13 protein-coding genes are annotated in these 14,703 nt (G+C 57.5%); 4 read left to right on the top strand and 9 right to left on the bottom strand.

Going from position 1 to position 14,703, the window contains the following annotated elements:
• Positions 1–123 precede the first annotated feature (123 nt).
• From ubiB to udp, 5 genes are all read right to left on the bottom strand, one after another.
• Positions 124–1,764, bottom strand: a complete 1,641-nt coding sequence (ubiB, locus tag RRF55_RS21400; RefSeq protein ID WP_004177924.1) for a ubiquinone biosynthesis regulatory protein kinase UbiB — start codon at positions 1,762–1,764, stop codon at positions 124–126.
• On the bottom strand, positions 1,761–2,366 hold the full coding sequence (gene ubiJ, locus RRF55_RS21395; RefSeq protein WP_002883422.1) for a ubiquinone biosynthesis protein UbiJ: 606 nt from the start codon (positions 2,364–2,366) through the stop codon (positions 1,761–1,763). Before ubiJ ends, ubiB begins: the two co-directional genes overlap by 4 nt.
• Positions 2,367–2,379: 13 nt before the next feature.
• On the bottom strand, positions 2,380–3,135 hold the full coding sequence (gene ubiE / locus RRF55_RS21390; RefSeq protein ID WP_002883421.1) for a bifunctional demethylmenaquinone methyltransferase/2-methoxy-6-polyprenyl-1,4-benzoquinol methylase UbiE: 756 nt from the start codon (positions 3,133–3,135) through the stop codon (positions 2,380–2,382).
• Between the two features lie 70 nt (positions 3,136–3,205).
• Positions 3,206–4,654, bottom strand: a complete 1,449-nt coding sequence (rmuC, locus tag RRF55_RS21385; RefSeq protein WP_004895061.1) for a DNA recombination protein RmuC — start codon at positions 4,652–4,654, stop codon at positions 3,206–3,208.
• Positions 4,655–4,789: 135 nt separating this feature from the next.
• Positions 4,790–5,551: a uridine phosphorylase gene (udp, locus tag RRF55_RS21380; RefSeq protein ID WP_002883419.1), complete on the bottom strand. Its 762-nt coding sequence runs from the start codon at positions 5,549–5,551 to the stop codon at positions 4,790–4,792.
• Between the two features lie 272 nt (positions 5,552–5,823).
• Here udp and RRF55_RS21375 point away from each other — a divergent pair, with 272 nt between their 5' ends.
• Positions 5,824–6,636 carry a dienelactone hydrolase family protein gene (locus RRF55_RS21375; protein WP_002883417.1) on the top strand — a complete coding sequence of 271 codons (813 nt, stop codon included), beginning with the start codon at positions 5,824–5,826 and terminating at the stop codon, positions 6,634–6,636.
• Positions 6,637–6,694: 58 nt separating this feature from the next.
• Here the strand turns inward: RRF55_RS21375 and metE are convergent, their stop codons facing one another.
• Positions 6,695–8,959, bottom strand: a complete 2,265-nt coding sequence (metE, locus tag RRF55_RS21370; protein ID WP_002883416.1) for a 5-methyltetrahydropteroyltriglutamate--homocysteine S-methyltransferase — start codon at positions 8,957–8,959, stop codon at positions 6,695–6,697.
• 247 nt (positions 8,960–9,206) lie between these two features.
• Here metE and metR point away from each other — a divergent pair, with 247 nt between their 5' ends.
• Entirely contained in the window at positions 9,207–10,160 is a 954-nt protein-coding gene (gene metR / locus RRF55_RS21365) for an HTH-type transcriptional regulator MetR (protein WP_004177926.1), read from the top strand.
• Here the strand turns inward: metR and RRF55_RS21360 are convergent.
• From RRF55_RS21360 to pldB, 3 genes are all read right to left on the bottom strand, one after another.
• Positions 10,048–10,947: a carboxylate/amino acid/amine transporter gene (locus RRF55_RS21360; protein ID WP_002883414.1), complete on the bottom strand. Its 900-nt coding sequence runs from the start codon at positions 10,945–10,947 to the stop codon at positions 10,048–10,050. The genes metR and RRF55_RS21360 overlap by 113 nt on opposite strands.
• Before the next feature lie 88 nt (positions 10,948–11,035).
• Complete coding sequence (gene yigL / locus RRF55_RS21355) at positions 11,036–11,836, bottom strand: sugar/pyridoxal phosphate phosphatase YigL (protein ID WP_004146466.1); 801 nt, start codon at positions 11,834–11,836, stop codon at positions 11,036–11,038.
• 44 nt (positions 11,837–11,880) lie between these two features.
• Positions 11,881–12,873 (bottom strand): lysophospholipase L2, encoded by a 993-nt coding sequence (gene pldB, locus RRF55_RS21350; RefSeq protein ID WP_130974940.1) that lies wholly within the window; start codon positions 12,871–12,873, stop codon positions 11,881–11,883.
• A gap of 109 nt (positions 12,874–12,982) precedes the next feature.
• Between pldB and rhtB the strand changes: the two genes are divergently transcribed.
• Positions 12,983–13,603, top strand: coding sequence for a homoserine/homoserine lactone efflux protein (gene rhtB, locus RRF55_RS21345; protein ID WP_004181651.1), 621 nt, complete (start codon positions 12,983–12,985; stop codon positions 13,601–13,603).
• A 162-nt stretch (positions 13,604–13,765) separates the two neighbouring features.
• Positions 13,766–14,686 (top strand): Rpn family recombination-promoting nuclease/putative transposase, encoded by a 921-nt coding sequence (locus tag RRF55_RS21340; RefSeq protein ID WP_009309750.1) that lies wholly within the window; start codon positions 13,766–13,768, stop codon positions 14,684–14,686.
• Positions 14,687–14,703 lie beyond the last annotated feature (17 nt).

The raw sequence follows: 14,703 nt of genomic DNA, 5'->3' as shown, positions 1-14,703 counted from the left end.
TCCCCTATGACAGATGATGAATTGTGTGGACGCATTATACACGCCATCCTGCGAGCCGCCTCTTCGTCAGGCCGCCGACATGATTTTGCGCAAATAAGCCTGCGTCATGAAGAGGCGAACCGATCAGTGGGTTTTCCGCCAGCCAATAAGCCAGGTCACCACACCGCCGGCCATCAGCCAACCGGGCATCATTCCCCACTCAGGGCGATGGATAAAGAGCAGCGTACCACTGAGCAATAAAACCGCGCCTATACCAAACAGGTAACGGGATTGGCCCTGGCGCACATGACGCACATGCATATCCCGCACAATAGTATCGACGCTGGTCTGCAGCTGTTTGCTCTGCTGCAGGCTCTGATACACCAGCTCAGGTATTTCCGGCATTCTTTCGATCCAGAACGGCGCTTTGTCTTTAAACGCGCGCACCAGCGCCGGAATGCCGACCTGATCTTTGATCCACGACTCGAGGAAAGGCTTCGCCGTTTTCCACAAGTCTAACTGAGGATAGAGCTGCCGGCCTACCCCTTCTACGTAAAGTAATGTCTTCTGTAGTAAAACGAGCTGCGGCTGGACTTCCATATTGAAACGCCGCGCGGTATTGAACAGATTAAGCAGCACGTGGCCGAAGGAGATCTCCGCCAGCGGCTTCTCAAAGATCGGCTCGCAGACCGTGCGGATCGCGAACTCAAACTCTTCAACGTTGGTATCGGGCGGAACCCAACCGGAATCGACGTGCAGCTCGGCAACTTTACGATAATCGCGGTTGAAAAAGGCGATAAAGTTTTCCGCCAGATAGCGCTTATCTTCTTTGTTCAGTGAGCCGACAATACCGCAGTCGATGCCGATATACTGCGGATCTTCCGGATGCTCGTAGCTGACGAATATGTTGCCAGGATGCATATCGGCATGGAAGAAGCTGTCGCGGAACACCTGGGTGAAGAAGACCTGCACGCCCCGCTCCGCCAGCAGCTGCATATTGGTGCCCTGGGCCTCCAGCGCCTCCACATCGGACACCGGGATACCGTAAATGCGCTCCATTACCATCATGCTTTCGCTGCAGTAGTCGGGGTACACCTCCGGCACGTACAGCATCGGGCTGTCTTCGAAATTACGCCGCAGCTGAATAGCGTTGGCGGATTCCCGCAGCAGGTTCAGCTCATCCAGCAGCGTTTTTTCATATTCACGAACTACCTCCTGCGGGCGCAGACGGCGACCGTCAGGCAGCAGACGCGGTACCCAGCGCGCCAGGCGGTAGATGAGCTTCATGTCCGCTTTAATGATCGGCAAAATATCCGGGCGGATAACCTTGATCACCACCTCTTTGCCATTCTCTTTCAGACGCGCGGTATGCACCTGGGCGATGGACGCCGAGGCTAACGGCTCAACGGAGAAATCATCAAACCAGGTCTCGACCGGCAGCCCCCCCATCGCTTTCTCTATCTGCTGCTGCGCGAGCTTCCCTTCAAAGGGCGCCACGCGATCCTGCAACAGCGCCAGCTGATCGGCAATATGCGGCGGAAAGAGATCCCGGCGGGTGGAAAGCATCTGGCCGAATTTTATCCACACCGGCCCCAGCTCCTGGAGCGCCAGCCGAAGGCGGGCGCCAAGAGGCTGATCCTGATGGCGGTTTGGCATCCAGAACAGCATCCGCCGCCAGATACGCAGCGGCAGCGTGATCCGCATTTTGGGGATGAGCTCATCGAGCCCGTAGCTCAAAAAGGTGTGAATGATGAAATACAGGCGCCGTAATTCTCCTGGCGTCATTTGCCCTCCAGCGTTTCCAGCCGTTTTTCCAGTGCGGCCAGCGCGCGCTCAATAGCCGTTGTCTCTTCAGCAAACCAGGCCAGCTCCAGCGGCCCCGGCGCCAGGCGCCACTCTTCAGTGATCGCTTCCGCGACATAGCGCTGCTGGCGCTCTGCCCCCTTCAGCAGAAACTGAGCGCCGCCGCGCAGGACTTTACCGACGCCTTCGGCCACAATATCGCCGGTATAGGGCGCCAGCAGTTCAGCGGGATCAAACTCTGCCAGGTCGCACAGGGAGACCATATTCTGCACCACCTGCAGATCGCCCTGCACTTCCAGATCACCGCTGCGAATAAGCGCCGTGAGCTGCTGACGATTGCGCAGTTTTGGCAGCACGCTGAGCCGGGTAATCACGGTGCAATCGGCCTCTCCGTCCCAGGCGCTCAGGACGTCAACCTGGCGTTCGCTGAATACCAGCACCACGGGCGTGGCGAAATCCTGCAGCTGGACCCGCAATACCTTGCCCAGCAGGCGCTGGCGAGCGGGTTTAAGCGCTTTGTCGCGCCAGAGGAAAGTATTCAGCGCCGTTTCAATGCCAGCGGTAACCAGGGGTGTGAAAGGCATAGCGTCCCTCCTGTCAGAACTTGTAACCGCGATGCAAAGCAACGATACCCGCCGTCAGGTTGTAGTAATCCACGTTTTCGAAGCCCGCATCCTGCATCATCCCTTTCAGGGTTTCCTGGTCCGGATGCATACGAATAGATTCCGCCAGGTAGCGATAGCTGTCGCCATCTTTTGCCACCAGCTCGCCCACCTTCGGCAGGATATGGAAGGAGTAAGCGTCGTAGGCTTTGCTCAGCGGTTCGATAATGGGTTTAGAAAACTCCAGCACCAGCAGACGTCCGCCCGGCTTCAGCACGCGGTACATCGAACGCAGCGCTTTCTCTTTGTCGGTCACGTTACGCAGACCGAAAGAGATGGTGATGCAGTCAAAGGTATTATCAGCAAAAGGCAGGGCTTCCGCGTTGGCCTGAACATACTCAACGTTGCCTACGATGCCGATATTGCGCAGCTTTTCGCGGCCCATTTTGAGCATAGAATCATTGATATCAGCAAGCATGACGCGGCCGGTTTCCCCTACCAGGCGGGAGAACTTGGCCGTCAAATCACCGGTACCACCAGCCAGATCCAGCACGGTCTGCCCGCGACGTACGCCGCTGCAGTCGATGGTGAAACGCTTCCACAAACGATGGATCCCAAACGACATCAGGTCGTTCATCACATCATATTTTGCGGCGACAGAATGGAATACATGCGCCACCATATCTGCTTTCTGCTCTTTAGCGACCGTCTGAAAGCCAAAGTGCGTCGTTTCTTGTGAATCCTCAACCATCTCTATGCCTGCTTGCTTTTCAAGAAAATGTTCACTGAGTGTATCAGACTCAGCGCATTTCCCATACGTTTCAGCATGGCGGAGCCGCCTCCCGGCTACGCACCGTCTCGGCAGAGTCGGGTGAAAATGCGTCATTTTCCGGCAGGTTATCCTCATCTTCGAGACGATATTGCTCGTCCTGAGCCGTAGCTTGTTCGACTAAATCAGGATTAATCCCGCGCTTGACCTCCACGCCCAGGCCGCGAAAGGCCTCCGCCTGGGCCAGCAGATTACCACGCCCGGAAGCGAGCTTTTTCATCGCCTGGCGATAGCTCTCTTGCGCCTTATCCAGGCTCTGGCCGATGGCGGACATATCATCCACAAACAGGCGCATTTTGTCGTAAAGGCGCCCCGCCCGCTCGGCAATCTTTTGCGCGTTACGACTCTGGTGCTCATAGCGCCACAGATTGGCGATAGTGCGCAGGGCTACCAGCAGCGTCGTCGGGCTAACCAGCATAATATTATTTTGCAGCGCCTCGCTGATGAGCTCAGGCTGGCGATCGATGGCCAGCAGGAACGCCGGCTCAACGGGAATAAACATCAGCACATAGTCGAGCGAGCGCAGGCCAGGCAGCTGTTGATAATCCTTGCGTCCCAGCAGGCGAATATGGTTACGCACCGAGGCAAGGTGTTCCTGCAGCGCGACTTCGCGGGTGTAGTCGTCTTCGGCGTTGAAATAGCGCTCATAGGCGACCAGGGTCATTTTGGCGTCGATCACCACGTCCTTACCCTGCGGCAGGCGCACGATAACGTCCGGCTGCATCCGCGAGCGGTTGTCGGTCTCAATACTGACCTGAGTCTGGTACTCATAGCCTTCGCGCAGGCCGGAGGCCTCCAGCACGCGGGTTAAGACCACTTCCCCCCAGTTGCCCTGAGTTTTGTTATCCCCCTTCAGCGCTTTGGTCAGGTTCAGCGCCTCCTGTGCCATCTGCGCGTTCAACTGCTGCAGATTGCGGATCTCATGCGCCAGGGTATGTCTTTCACGCGCCTCCTGGCCAAAGCTCTCCTGCACCTGGCGGCGGAACCCGTCCAGCTGTTCGCGTAGCGGCGTCAGCAGGCCATGCAGGCTCTGGCGGTTTTGCTCATCGACCCGCCGGTTGCTGTGTTCGAAAATACGGTTGGCGAGGTTTTCAAACTGCTCGCTAAGGCGCTGCTCGCTGTTCATCATCTGGCGGATCTTATCTTCCGCATGCAGCTGGGTGGATTCGAGCCGGGTGGTGACCTCACGGAGATCGGCCTCGAGCGAGGTATTGATATCCCGTAGGCTGCGCAGCTCGTTGTTCAGCAGCTCACACTCCTCACGCCAGTGGGCCTCCTGCGCCAGTTGCTGGCGGGCGGCGCTCAGCTCAATATCCAACTCTCGCCGTTCCTCGATGAGATCGGCCCGAATTTGATCGGCGCGCGCTTTGGTCGCCAGCCAGCCGACCATTAACCCGGCTGCCAGTGCGATAACCGCGCTGATAATAATGGAGAGATCCACGACGCCCCCTGCGATAACCTGATGACACAAAATAGAATTGTGCTGTACAAACGTCCAGTTTAAAAGGAATTTCCTGCGAGAGGCGACGCAAAAAAGAAAGGCCGGAGGATCCGGCCTGACAGGGAAAGTGTTGAGTTACAGCAGACGACGCGCCGCTTCCACGACGATTTTCACCGCGTGGCTTTCGGTTTGCTTCATGGTTTCGGCGTTAGGGATCTCTTGCTGGGTACGGTTCACGATAACCCCAGCCACCATCCCGGCGCGCAGGCCCTGGCTGGCGCACATGGTCAGCAGCGTGGCGGATTCCATTTCATAGTTCATCACGCCCATTGCCTGCCACTCTTCCATTGAGCCCTTGAAGCGGCTCACCACGCGGCCGGAGAAGGTGTCGTAACGCTCCTGGCCCGGGTAGAAGGTATCCGAGGAGGCAGTCACGCCGATATGCGTGGTGGCGCCGATTGATTTCGCCGCTTCCACCAGCGCGGTGGTACAGGCGAAGTCTGCGACGGCCGGGAACTCCATCGGCGCGAAGTGCAGGCTGGCGCCGTCCAGACGAACGGAGGCGGTAGTCACCAGCACATCGCCAACGTTAATGTGCGGTTGAATCGCGCCGGTGGTGCCGATACGCAGGAAGGTACGCACCCCCAGCTGCGCCAGCTCTTCCACGGCGATGGAAGTCGACGGGCCGCCGATGCCGGTAGAGCAGACGATCACTGGTTTGCCGTCCAGCTCCGCGCGCCAGGAGGTAAATTCGCGGTGAGATGCCAGTTTAACCGGCTTATCCATCAGCGCGGCGATCTTTTCCACACGCTCCGGATCGCCAGGGACGATAGCCAGCGTAGCCCCTTGTAAATCGTTCTTGGTGAGGCCGAGATGAAAAACATCAGACTTGGACATAAAAAACTCCTCTGTGGGTCGAATTATCAGCAGAAGCAAAACGGTACTGTACAGAAGCCCCTGGCAACATTTTGTGATGATAGTCACCAAGACCAATAATGATTGCAGTTGTTTTTCAGTAAATAGTGATACACATCACATTAACAAGTTATATTCATCATCACAGAACAAAAGATAGCCGCTTTCAGGCACTGTGCTTTATTACCGCCCGAACTAAAGGTAAAGGGTCTATAGTTACTGATGCGCTAATAAATAAGGGTACGGAGAATACCATGACCACCACCAAGCAACCTGGATTCGCACCTGCAGCTTCACCACACGCCGCAACCGCCGTTCATACGCCGGAAGAGCATATTATCGCCGGAGAGACGTCGATTCCCTCTCAGGGTGAAAACATGCCGGCCTACCACGCCCGCCCGAAAAATGCCGACGGTCCGCTGCCGATCGTTATCGTGGTACAGGAAATTTTCGGCGTGCATGAACATATTCGCGATCTTTGTCGCCGCCTGGCACAGGAAGGCTATCTGGCTATCGCGCCTGAATTGTACTTCCGTCAGGGCGATCCGAATGAGTACCACGATATCCCGACCCTGTTCAAAGAGCTGGTCAGCAAGGTGCCGGACGCGCAGGTGCTGGCGGATCTCGACCACGTCGCCAGCTGGGCGGCGCGCCACGGTGGCGATGCCCATCGTCTGCTGATCACCGGCTTCTGCTGGGGCGGACGCATTACCTGGCTGTATGCCGCGCATAACCCGCAGCTTAAAGCGGCAGTGGCCTGGTACGGTAAGCTGGTGGGAGAAAAATCACTGAATTCGCCGAAGCACCCGGTAGATATCGCCGTCGATCTCAACGCCCCGGTGCTTGGTCTGTACGGCGCTAAAGACGCCAGCATTCCGCAGGACACCGTCGAGACTATGCGTCAGGCGCTGCGGGCAGCCAACGCCACGGCGGAAATCGTGGTGTATCCCGAAGCCGATCATGCCTTTAACGCCGACTATCGCGCCAGCTATCATGAAGAGTCAGCCAAAGACGGCTGGCAGCGGATGCTCGCCTGGTTTGCTCAGTATGGCGGTAAAAAAGGGTAATCGCCCTAAGCATGAAAAAAGGAGGCAAATGCCTCCTTTTTGATTTTTCGCGTAACGATTAGGCGGACTGGCGCAGATTTCGCGCCGCTTGCACCATATTCGCCAGCGCGGCGCGGGTTTCCGGCCAGCCGCGAGTTTTCAGGCCGCAGTCCGGGTTAACCCACAGTCGCTCCACCGGGATACGCTGCGCGGCTTTCTTCAGCAGCGCTTCGATCCACTCCACGCTCGGCACGTTTGGCGAGTGAATATCATATACTCCCGGCCCGATCTCATTGGGGTACTCGAACGCTTCGAACGACTCCAGCAGCTCCATATCGGACCGCGAGGTTTCAATGGTGATCACGTCAGCGTCCAGCGCGGCAATGGAGTCCATGATGTCATTGAACTCGCAATAGCACATATGGGTATGGATCTGCGTGTCGTCTTTGGCGACCGCAGCATTAAGGCGGAAGGCTTCCACACCCCACTGCAGATAGGCATCCCAGTCGCTGCGCTTCAGCGGTAACCCTTCGCGCAGCGCCGGCTCATCAATCTGGATGATGCCGATCCCCGCCGCCTCCAGATCCGCCACTTCATCACGCAGGGCCAGCGCAATCTGTTTCGCGATGGTTTCACGGCTGACATCCTCCCGCGGGAAGGACCAGCACAGAATGGTCACCGGTCCAGTGAGCATCCCTTTCACCGGCTTGTCGGTCAGCGACTGCGCGTACTTCGCCCAGTCGACGGTGATCGCCTGCGGACGGCTGACGTCGCCGATCACCACCGGCGGCTTCACGCAGCGGGAACCATAGCTCTGCACCCAGCCGTTTTGCGTGAAGATAAAACCGTCCAGATGTTCGCCGAAGTATTCCACCATGTCGTTCCGCTCGGCCTCCCCGTGCACCAGTACGTCTAAACCTAACCGCTCCTGCTCGACGATCGCCTGCTTAATATGTTCCGCAATCCCCGTCCGATAATGACTGGCGTCAAGGTTACCCTTTTTGAAGTCCAGGCGCAGGCCGCGGATCTCGGTCGTTTGCGGGAATGACCCGATGGTGGTAGTCGGCCATTTCGGCAGGTTAAAGCGCTGGCGCTGTGCCTGCGCGCGAACCTCATAGGGGCTGGCGCGCTGGCTGTCCTGAGCAGTGATCGCCGCCAGCCGTTTTTCCACCTCCGCGTTGTGCACGCGGGTCGAATGGCGACGGGCCTGGATTGGCGCGCTCCACTCGGTAATCGCCGCCGTATCGCCGCTGTTCAGCGCATCGCGCAGCAGCGCCAGCTCACCGCATTTCTGCAGCGCGAAGGCAAACCAGCTCTTCACTTCCGCATCAAGGCGCGTCTCCACGCTCAGATCGATCGGGCTATGCAGCAGAGAGCAGGATGACGCGACCCATAGCTCGCGCTTACCGACGAGGTCTTTAATTTGCGCATACTTTTCGGTGAGATCGGCGCGCCAGACGTTACGCCCATTGATCAAGCCCGCGGACAGCAGCCAGTCGGCCGGCAGGCGGTTGTGCAGTTCGGCAACATCATCTTTGCCGTGCACCAGATCGACGTGCAGCCCCTGGACCGGTAGCGCAGCAATGGTCGCGAGATTGTCGCTAACGCCTTCAAAATAGGTAGTCAGCAGCAGCTTCACCTGGCCCTGCAGGGCGTCATAAGCCGGTTGAAAGGCCTCCAGCCACGCTGGCGGCAGCTCCAGCACCAGCGCCGGTTCATCAATCTGCACCCAATCGATGCCGCGTTTCGCCAGTTCGGCCAGCACCTGCTGGTAAACCGGCAGGATGGCATTCAGCAGGGTCAGGCGGTCAAACGGTTCACCTTTCACTTTACCCAGCCACAGATAGGTTACCGGCCCCAGCAGCACGGGCTTGATCTTGTGGCCCAGCGCCAGCGCTTCGTCTACTTCATCCAGCAGTTGGGTCCAGCTCAGTTTGAACTGCTGGCCCTTCACGAACTCCGGCACCATATAGTGATAGTTGGTGTTAAACCATTTGGTCATTTCCGCAGCGGCGGCCGGTTCGCCAGTCGGCGCGCGGCCGCGGCCAATGCGGAACAGGGTATCGATGTCGATGGATCCGTCTTTGTTCTGATGACGAGCCGGCACGTTGCCAAGCAGCAGGCTGGTAGTCAGAACATGGTCGTACCAGGCGAAATCCCCCACCGGCAGCAGATCAACGCCCGCCTGTTTCTGCTGCTCCCAGTGACGGGCGCGCAGCTCACGGCCTACCGCCAGCAGTTCCTCGCGAGTGGCGTTGCCCGCCCAGTAGCTCTCTTGCGCTTTTTTCAGCTCGCGGCGCAGGCCAACGCGAGGAAAACCGAGGGTGTGGTTAATAATTGTCATTTTTGTTCCTCTCTTATTTCATTGAATCTGAAGAAAAACTCTCAATAGTTCGGCTTGCAGGAAGGCGGCAACGATGCGCATCCCCAGGAGCTTACTGAAGGAAGTGACTGGGGTAAGCAAGGCAGCCAACGCATCTGCAAGTCGAAATATGACGAGTTTTAGACGTCCAGATGTTTACACATCCATAATTGACAGTTACTGTATATTCCTCAAGCGCAAATTGCTCATGGCGAAGTGAAGGACTTTCATGATCGAAATTAAACATCTGAAAACGCTGCAAGCGTTGCGGAACAGCGGTTCACTGGCGGGTGCGGCAGCGGCCCTGCACCAGACCCAGTCCGCCTTGTCTCACCAGTTCAGCGATCTGGAACAGCGCCTTGGCTTTCGTCTCTTTGTGCGTAAGAGCCAGCCGCTGCGTTTTACTCCTCAGGGGGAAATCCTCTTACAGCTGGCCAACCAGGTGCTGCCGCAGATCGCTCGCGCCCTGCAGGACTGTAACGAACCACAGCAGACCCGGCTGAGGCTGGCTATCGAATGTCACAGCTGTATTCAGTGGCTGACGCCGGCGCTGGAGAATTTCCGCGCCCGCTGGCCACATGTGGAGGTCGACTTCCATTCCGGCGTCACCTTCGACCCACAGCCTGCGCTGCAGCAGGGTGAACTGGATCTGGTGATGACCTCCGATATTCTGCCGCGCAGCGGCCTGCACTACTCGCCGATGTTTGATTTTGAGGTGCGTCTGGTGCTGGCGCCCGAGCATCCGTTAGCTATGAAGACGCAGGTTACCCCGGAGGATCTGGCCGCGGAAACGCTGTTGATTTATCCCGTGCAGCGCGGGCGCCTCGATATCTGGCGCCACTTCCTGCAGCCGGCCGGCATCAGCCCGCAGCTGAAAAGCGTCGATAACACGCTGTTGTTGATCCAGATGGTGGCTGCCCGGATGGGCATCGCCGCGCTGCCGCACTGGGTGGTGGAAAGTTTTGAACGCCAGGGCCTGGTGGTCACCAAAACCCTGGGTGAGGGATTATGGAGCCGGTTGTACGCGGCCGTTCGCGATGGCGAACAGCGTCAACCGGTCACCGAAGCGTTTATTCGCTCTGCGCGGAACCACGCCTGCGATCATCTGCCGTTTGTCCGGAGTGCGGAGCGACCCAGCGGCGATGGACCCACAGCGAGGCCAGGATCACCAACGCTCCGCTAATAAAGCTCGGCCAGTGCGGCTGCTCCTGCCAGATGGCAAGGTTAACCAGCAGCCCGGCGGGGACATGGACGTTATTCATGATCCCCAGCGTGCCGGCATCCACCTGGGTGGCGCCATAGTTCCACATAAAGTAACCCAGCCCGGAAGCCACCACGCCGAGCCACACCAGCACGCTCCACTGCAGCGTGGTGGTCGGCAGCTTCTGGGCGTTGCCGAGCATAAACCACGCCGCCACCGCCACGATAAAGGCCCCGACATAGAACCAGGCAAAGGCATTGTGCTGCGGCATCGGACGCACCTCCATCAGACGCTTATACCCCACCATACCGATGGCGAAGCAGAGGTTTGACAGCTGTACCAGTAACAGCCCGGTCCAGAAATGATCGCTGACTTTGTCATAGCGGATAATCGCCGCCCCCAGCACCGCCAGCGCGGCACTCAGCAGATAGCCCCAGCGCAGCTTACGTCCGCTGAGCAGGTCGTAGATCAGTGTGATATACAGGGGAGTAAACACGGTAAACAGCAGAAATTCCGAGACCGTCAGATAGAGATAGGCGCGGAAAGCCAGCAGGTACATGATGCCTAGCTGCATCGCGCCCACCAGCATATAGAGCACGATCGTGCGCGGAGACTGGCCGCGCGTGCGCAGGAAAGGCAGGAACACCAGCGCCGCCAGGCCCACGCGCATCAGCACCGAAAAATAGCTGTCGACGCTACCGGCCAGGTATTCGCCAATCAGGCTAAAAGAAAAGGCCCACAGGATAGTGGTGATAATTAACAGCGCCACAATGGTCGTCTCGTTGGATAAAGAACAGGCATTGTAGCGAAGAGTCAGGTTGACGACTGGACACTTATTCGCCAGTCGTCAATCTTTTTCAGTCGAGGTATAGCTTACGCAGGTAGTGCGGGACAGCATCATCGGCGTTACTGCCGATCACTTCCAGTTCCGGATGCAGATCCTTCAGCCGCTGGTGGGCGTTGGCCATGATGCAGCCTTTGCCAGCCATCGACAGCATCTCAGCGTCGTTCATACCGTCGCCGAAGGCGATGCAATCGGAAAGAGTGTAGCCGAGCATCTTCGCCACCGCCTCCAGCGCATGCCCCTTCGATACCCCACCCGCCATAACTTCCAGGCAGGTTAAGGTGGAGAAGCTGACGTTCACCCGATCGCCCCAGCGGGCGTTCATCGCCTGCTCCAGCGGCAGCAGATGCTCATGATCCTCGCAGGTAAAGAATACTTTGCTGATCCCCTGCGGATCCAGTTCGCCCGGCTCATACAGCTTGTAGTTAAACACCGCCTCCTTGAAGAAGCGCATCTCTTCCGGACGATGGCGGTTCATATACCACTCGTCTTCCCGATAAACGTTAGTGACGATTTTCGGGTCGTTACGCACGATCTCAAACAGGTCGGCGGCAATATCGCGATCGAGGTTATGGGCAAAGATTTGCTGACCATCGCTATCGTGAACGCGGGCGCCGTTAGAGGTGATCATGTACGACCGGATGCCGAGATTATCGCGGATTTGCCCGACGTCGATGTAGTGACGGCCGGTGGCGAAGACGAAATTGATCCCACGGGCGGTAAGCAGCTTCAGCGTCTCTTTGGCATACGGGGTCAGGAAATGATCGGGGGAAAGCAGCGTGCCGTCTAAATCAGACGCAACAACCTGGTACATAAAAAAGTTAACCTCTAAGCAGGGCGACGAGCGTTATCGTCGGATTAAGTATGTCGATTGAAAAACTCGACGATGGCATTGAGCGCGACTGAGCGCATAGCGTCCTTTTCAAAAAGGATCTCATGATATGCCCCTTCAATGACGAGCAGTTTACCGCCCTCACAAGGATGGCCGGCAGCGGCCCGTAATTCGCAATAGCGGTCGTGCATCAGATTATCGACCACCCGCTCCTCCTCCGCCTGTAAAAGCAGCGTCGGGGCGGTATCTTTTTCCACATTCGCCAGCACTTCGTCGCCGGCCAGCATGCCCTCACGCACCCAGTGCCAGGTCGGACCGCCGACCTGCAGCCGCGGCTCATCGGCATAGAAGCGCAGGTTGCGACGATAGCGTTGCCGACTGTGCGTCAGCACGTTAACGGCAAAAGGCAGCGCCCGCCAGCGCCCGGTGCCGATGGCATACTCTTCGCGAATGCGCTGATGGCCCTCAGCCCAGTCGAGAATATGGCGCACCATCCAGTCCGGCAGCCGAATGATAATCCCGAACATCGGCGCGCAGAGCGCTATTGCATCGCAATGCGCCCGGTAACGTTGCAGAAAAAGCGTGGCAATCGCTCCGCCCATAGAATGGGCAAGAATAAACCGTTTTCGCCAGTGTCCAGGAACCACCTGCTGCTGCCAGAGCGCGGCCAGGTCATCAACATAGTCGCTGAAGTTAACCACGTGTCCGCGGTGGGTATCTGAGAGCAGGCGGCCCGAGCGTCCCTGCCCGCGATGGTCAATGATCATCACGTCAAAGCCGCAGTGAAAGAGATCGTAGGCCACTTCAGCATACTTCACGTAGCTTTCAATGCGCCCGGGGCAAATCAACACCAGACGATCGTTATGTTGCGCGCAAAAGCGGACAAAGCGTACCGGTACATCGTCGACGCCTTTAAATTCAGCTTCTTCGCGCTGTCGCCAGAAATCCGTCAGCGGCCCCATGCTAAAGGCCGCAAACGCGTTTTCTCGTGTTTCCCAGTCCTTTTTCTGCCCAAACATCGGGTTTACACCCCTGTTAACCGCTGAAAATCGTTTTTTTACCGTGTATCACACAATACTGACACAATAGCGTATTGTGGCATAAAAACAGACAATCAGGGAGTTTCTCATGACCATTGAGTGGTGGTTCGCCTACCTGCTGACATCAATTATTCTCAGCCTGTCGCCGGGTTCCGGAGCGATTAATACCATGACCACTTCCATTAACCACGGATACCGCGGCGCGGCGGCGTCGATTGCCGGTTTGCAGACTGGGCTGGCCATTCATATCGTGCTGGTTGGCGTTGGTCTCGGCACTCTCTTCTCCCGCTCAGTGCTGGCCTTTGAGGTGCTGAAATGGGCCGGCGCCGCCTACCTGATCTGGCTGGGTATCCAGCAATGGCGGGCGGCAGGGGCGATCGACCTGAATACGCTGGCGAAGGCGCAGACGCGCGGCAAACTGTTTCAGCGCGCGGTGTTCGTAAATCTCACCAATCCCAAAAGCATTGTTTTTCTGGCCGCCCTGTTTCCGCAGTTTATCCTGCCGCACCAGCCGCAGGTGATGCAATATATCGTTCTGGGCGTCACCACCATCGTCGTCGATATCATTGTGATGATTGGCTATGCGACCCTGGCGCAGCGCATTTCCGCATGGATCAAAGGGCCAAAGCAGATGAAGGCGTTGAACAAAGTCTTTGGTTCACTGTTTATGCTGGTCGGGGCGCTGCTCGCCTCCGCCCGCCATGCCTGAATCATGGAATCTCGCTCGCAAAGAGAGGCTCGCCAGGTGAACAACGCTTTCTCTCTGCGCGAGCCGGCGCGCAAAGTGGGTAATTAATTTTTTTGCCCGCTGTCGGCGCTGAACCCGCCGTGCCAGGATGCCGCCAGATACGTGATTCACGGATGAACGGCAATGGCGGAAACGGCGACCCCTCATGATGCGGTATTTAAAACTTTTCTCTCACGGGTAGAGACGGCGCGCGATTTTATCGAGCTCCACCTGCCTCCGTCGTTAACACAGATCTGCAAACTGGACACCCTGCGTCTGGAATCCGGCAGCTTTCTCGAAGACGATCTCAGGCCTTACTACAGCGATATCCTTTATTCGCTGGAAACCACCCGCGGTGCGGGCTATGTCCATGTTCTGATCGAGCACCAGAGCGCACCCGATAAGCTGATGGCCTTTCGCTTAATGCGCTATGCCATCGCCGCCATGCAGCGGCACCTGGAGAGCGGCCATAAAACGCTGCCTCTGGTTATCCCTATTCTCTTCTATCAGGGACGACGCAGCCCCTATCCCTGGTCGATGCGCTGGCTGGATAATTTTGCCGATCCTGAGACCGCCAGCCAGCTCTATAGCGGGGCGTTTCCGCTGGTCGATATCACGGTGATCCCCGACGACGACATCATGCAGCACCGCAGCATGGCAGCCCTGACGCTGGTGCAAAAGCACATCCGCCAGCGCGATATGGCGCAATTGCTGGATAAGTTGACCCACCTCTTAATGCTGGAGCAGATGAGCGGACAACAAATCACCGTATTGGTAAACTATATGGCTCAGGCAGGGGATGCCGAAGATACTCGGACACTCTTGTACGGGCTGGCACAGCGCGTGCCGCAGCATGGAGGATTACTGATGACGCTGGCGGAAACATGGCTTGCAGAAGGTATGGAGAAAGGCATCAGGGAAGGCGTACAGCAAGGCATAAAAGAAGGGAAACACCAGGCTCTGGTGCAGGTTGCCGAAGCGATGCGCAATCGCGGTATTGATGACCAGGCGATTATGGAAATGACCGGTCTGTCTGAAGACGAGCTGCAGCGGCTTCGCCACTGATACTTTCCCACCCGGAA

The sequence above is a fragment of the Klebsiella sp. K47 genome, assembly GCF_051858335.1.
GTDB classification, from domain to species: domain Bacteria; phylum Pseudomonadota; class Gammaproteobacteria; order Enterobacterales; family Enterobacteriaceae; genus Klebsiella; species Klebsiella pneumoniae.
The sequence above is the reverse complement of the archived record's forward strand: the minus strand, read 5'-3'. Positions and strand labels throughout refer to the sequence as shown.

Excerpts from the sequence above, each read along its gene's own strand:
- RRF55_RS21375 (WP_002883417.1), top strand. The coding sequence starts at position 5,824 with ATGACCACCACCAAGCAACCTGGATTCGCACCTGCAGCTTCACCACAC.
- yigL (WP_004146466.1), bottom strand. The coding sequence starts at position 11,836 with ATGTACCAGGTTGTTGCGTCTGATTTAGACGGCACGCTGCTTTCCCCC.
- rhtB (WP_004181651.1), top strand. The coding sequence starts at position 12,983 with ATGACCATTGAGTGGTGGTTCGCCTACCTGCTGACATCAATTATTCTC.
- ubiE (WP_002883421.1), bottom strand. The coding sequence starts at position 3,135 with ATGGTTGAGGATTCACAAGAAACGACGCACTTTGGCTTTCAGACGGTC.
- pldB (WP_130974940.1), bottom strand. The coding sequence starts at position 12,873 with ATGTTTGGGCAGAAAAAGGACTGGGAAACACGAGAAAACGCGTTTGCG.
- ubiB (WP_004177924.1), bottom strand. The coding sequence starts at position 1,764 with ATGACGCCAGGAGAATTACGGCGCCTGTATTTCATCATTCACACCTTT.
- RRF55_RS21340 (WP_009309750.1), top strand. The coding sequence starts at position 13,766 with ATGGCGGAAACGGCGACCCCTCATGATGCGGTATTTAAAACTTTTCTC.
- metR (WP_004177926.1), top strand. The coding sequence starts at position 9,207 with ATGATCGAAATTAAACATCTGAAAACGCTGCAAGCGTTGCGGAACAGC.
- metE (WP_002883416.1), bottom strand. The coding sequence starts at position 8,959 with ATGACAATTATTAACCACACCCTCGGTTTTCCTCGCGTTGGCCTGCGC.
- ubiJ (WP_002883422.1), bottom strand. The coding sequence starts at position 2,366 with ATGCCTTTCACACCCCTGGTTACCGCTGGCATTGAAACGGCGCTGAAT.
- udp (WP_002883419.1), bottom strand. The coding sequence starts at position 5,551 with ATGTCCAAGTCTGATGTTTTTCATCTCGGCCTCACCAAGAACGATTTA.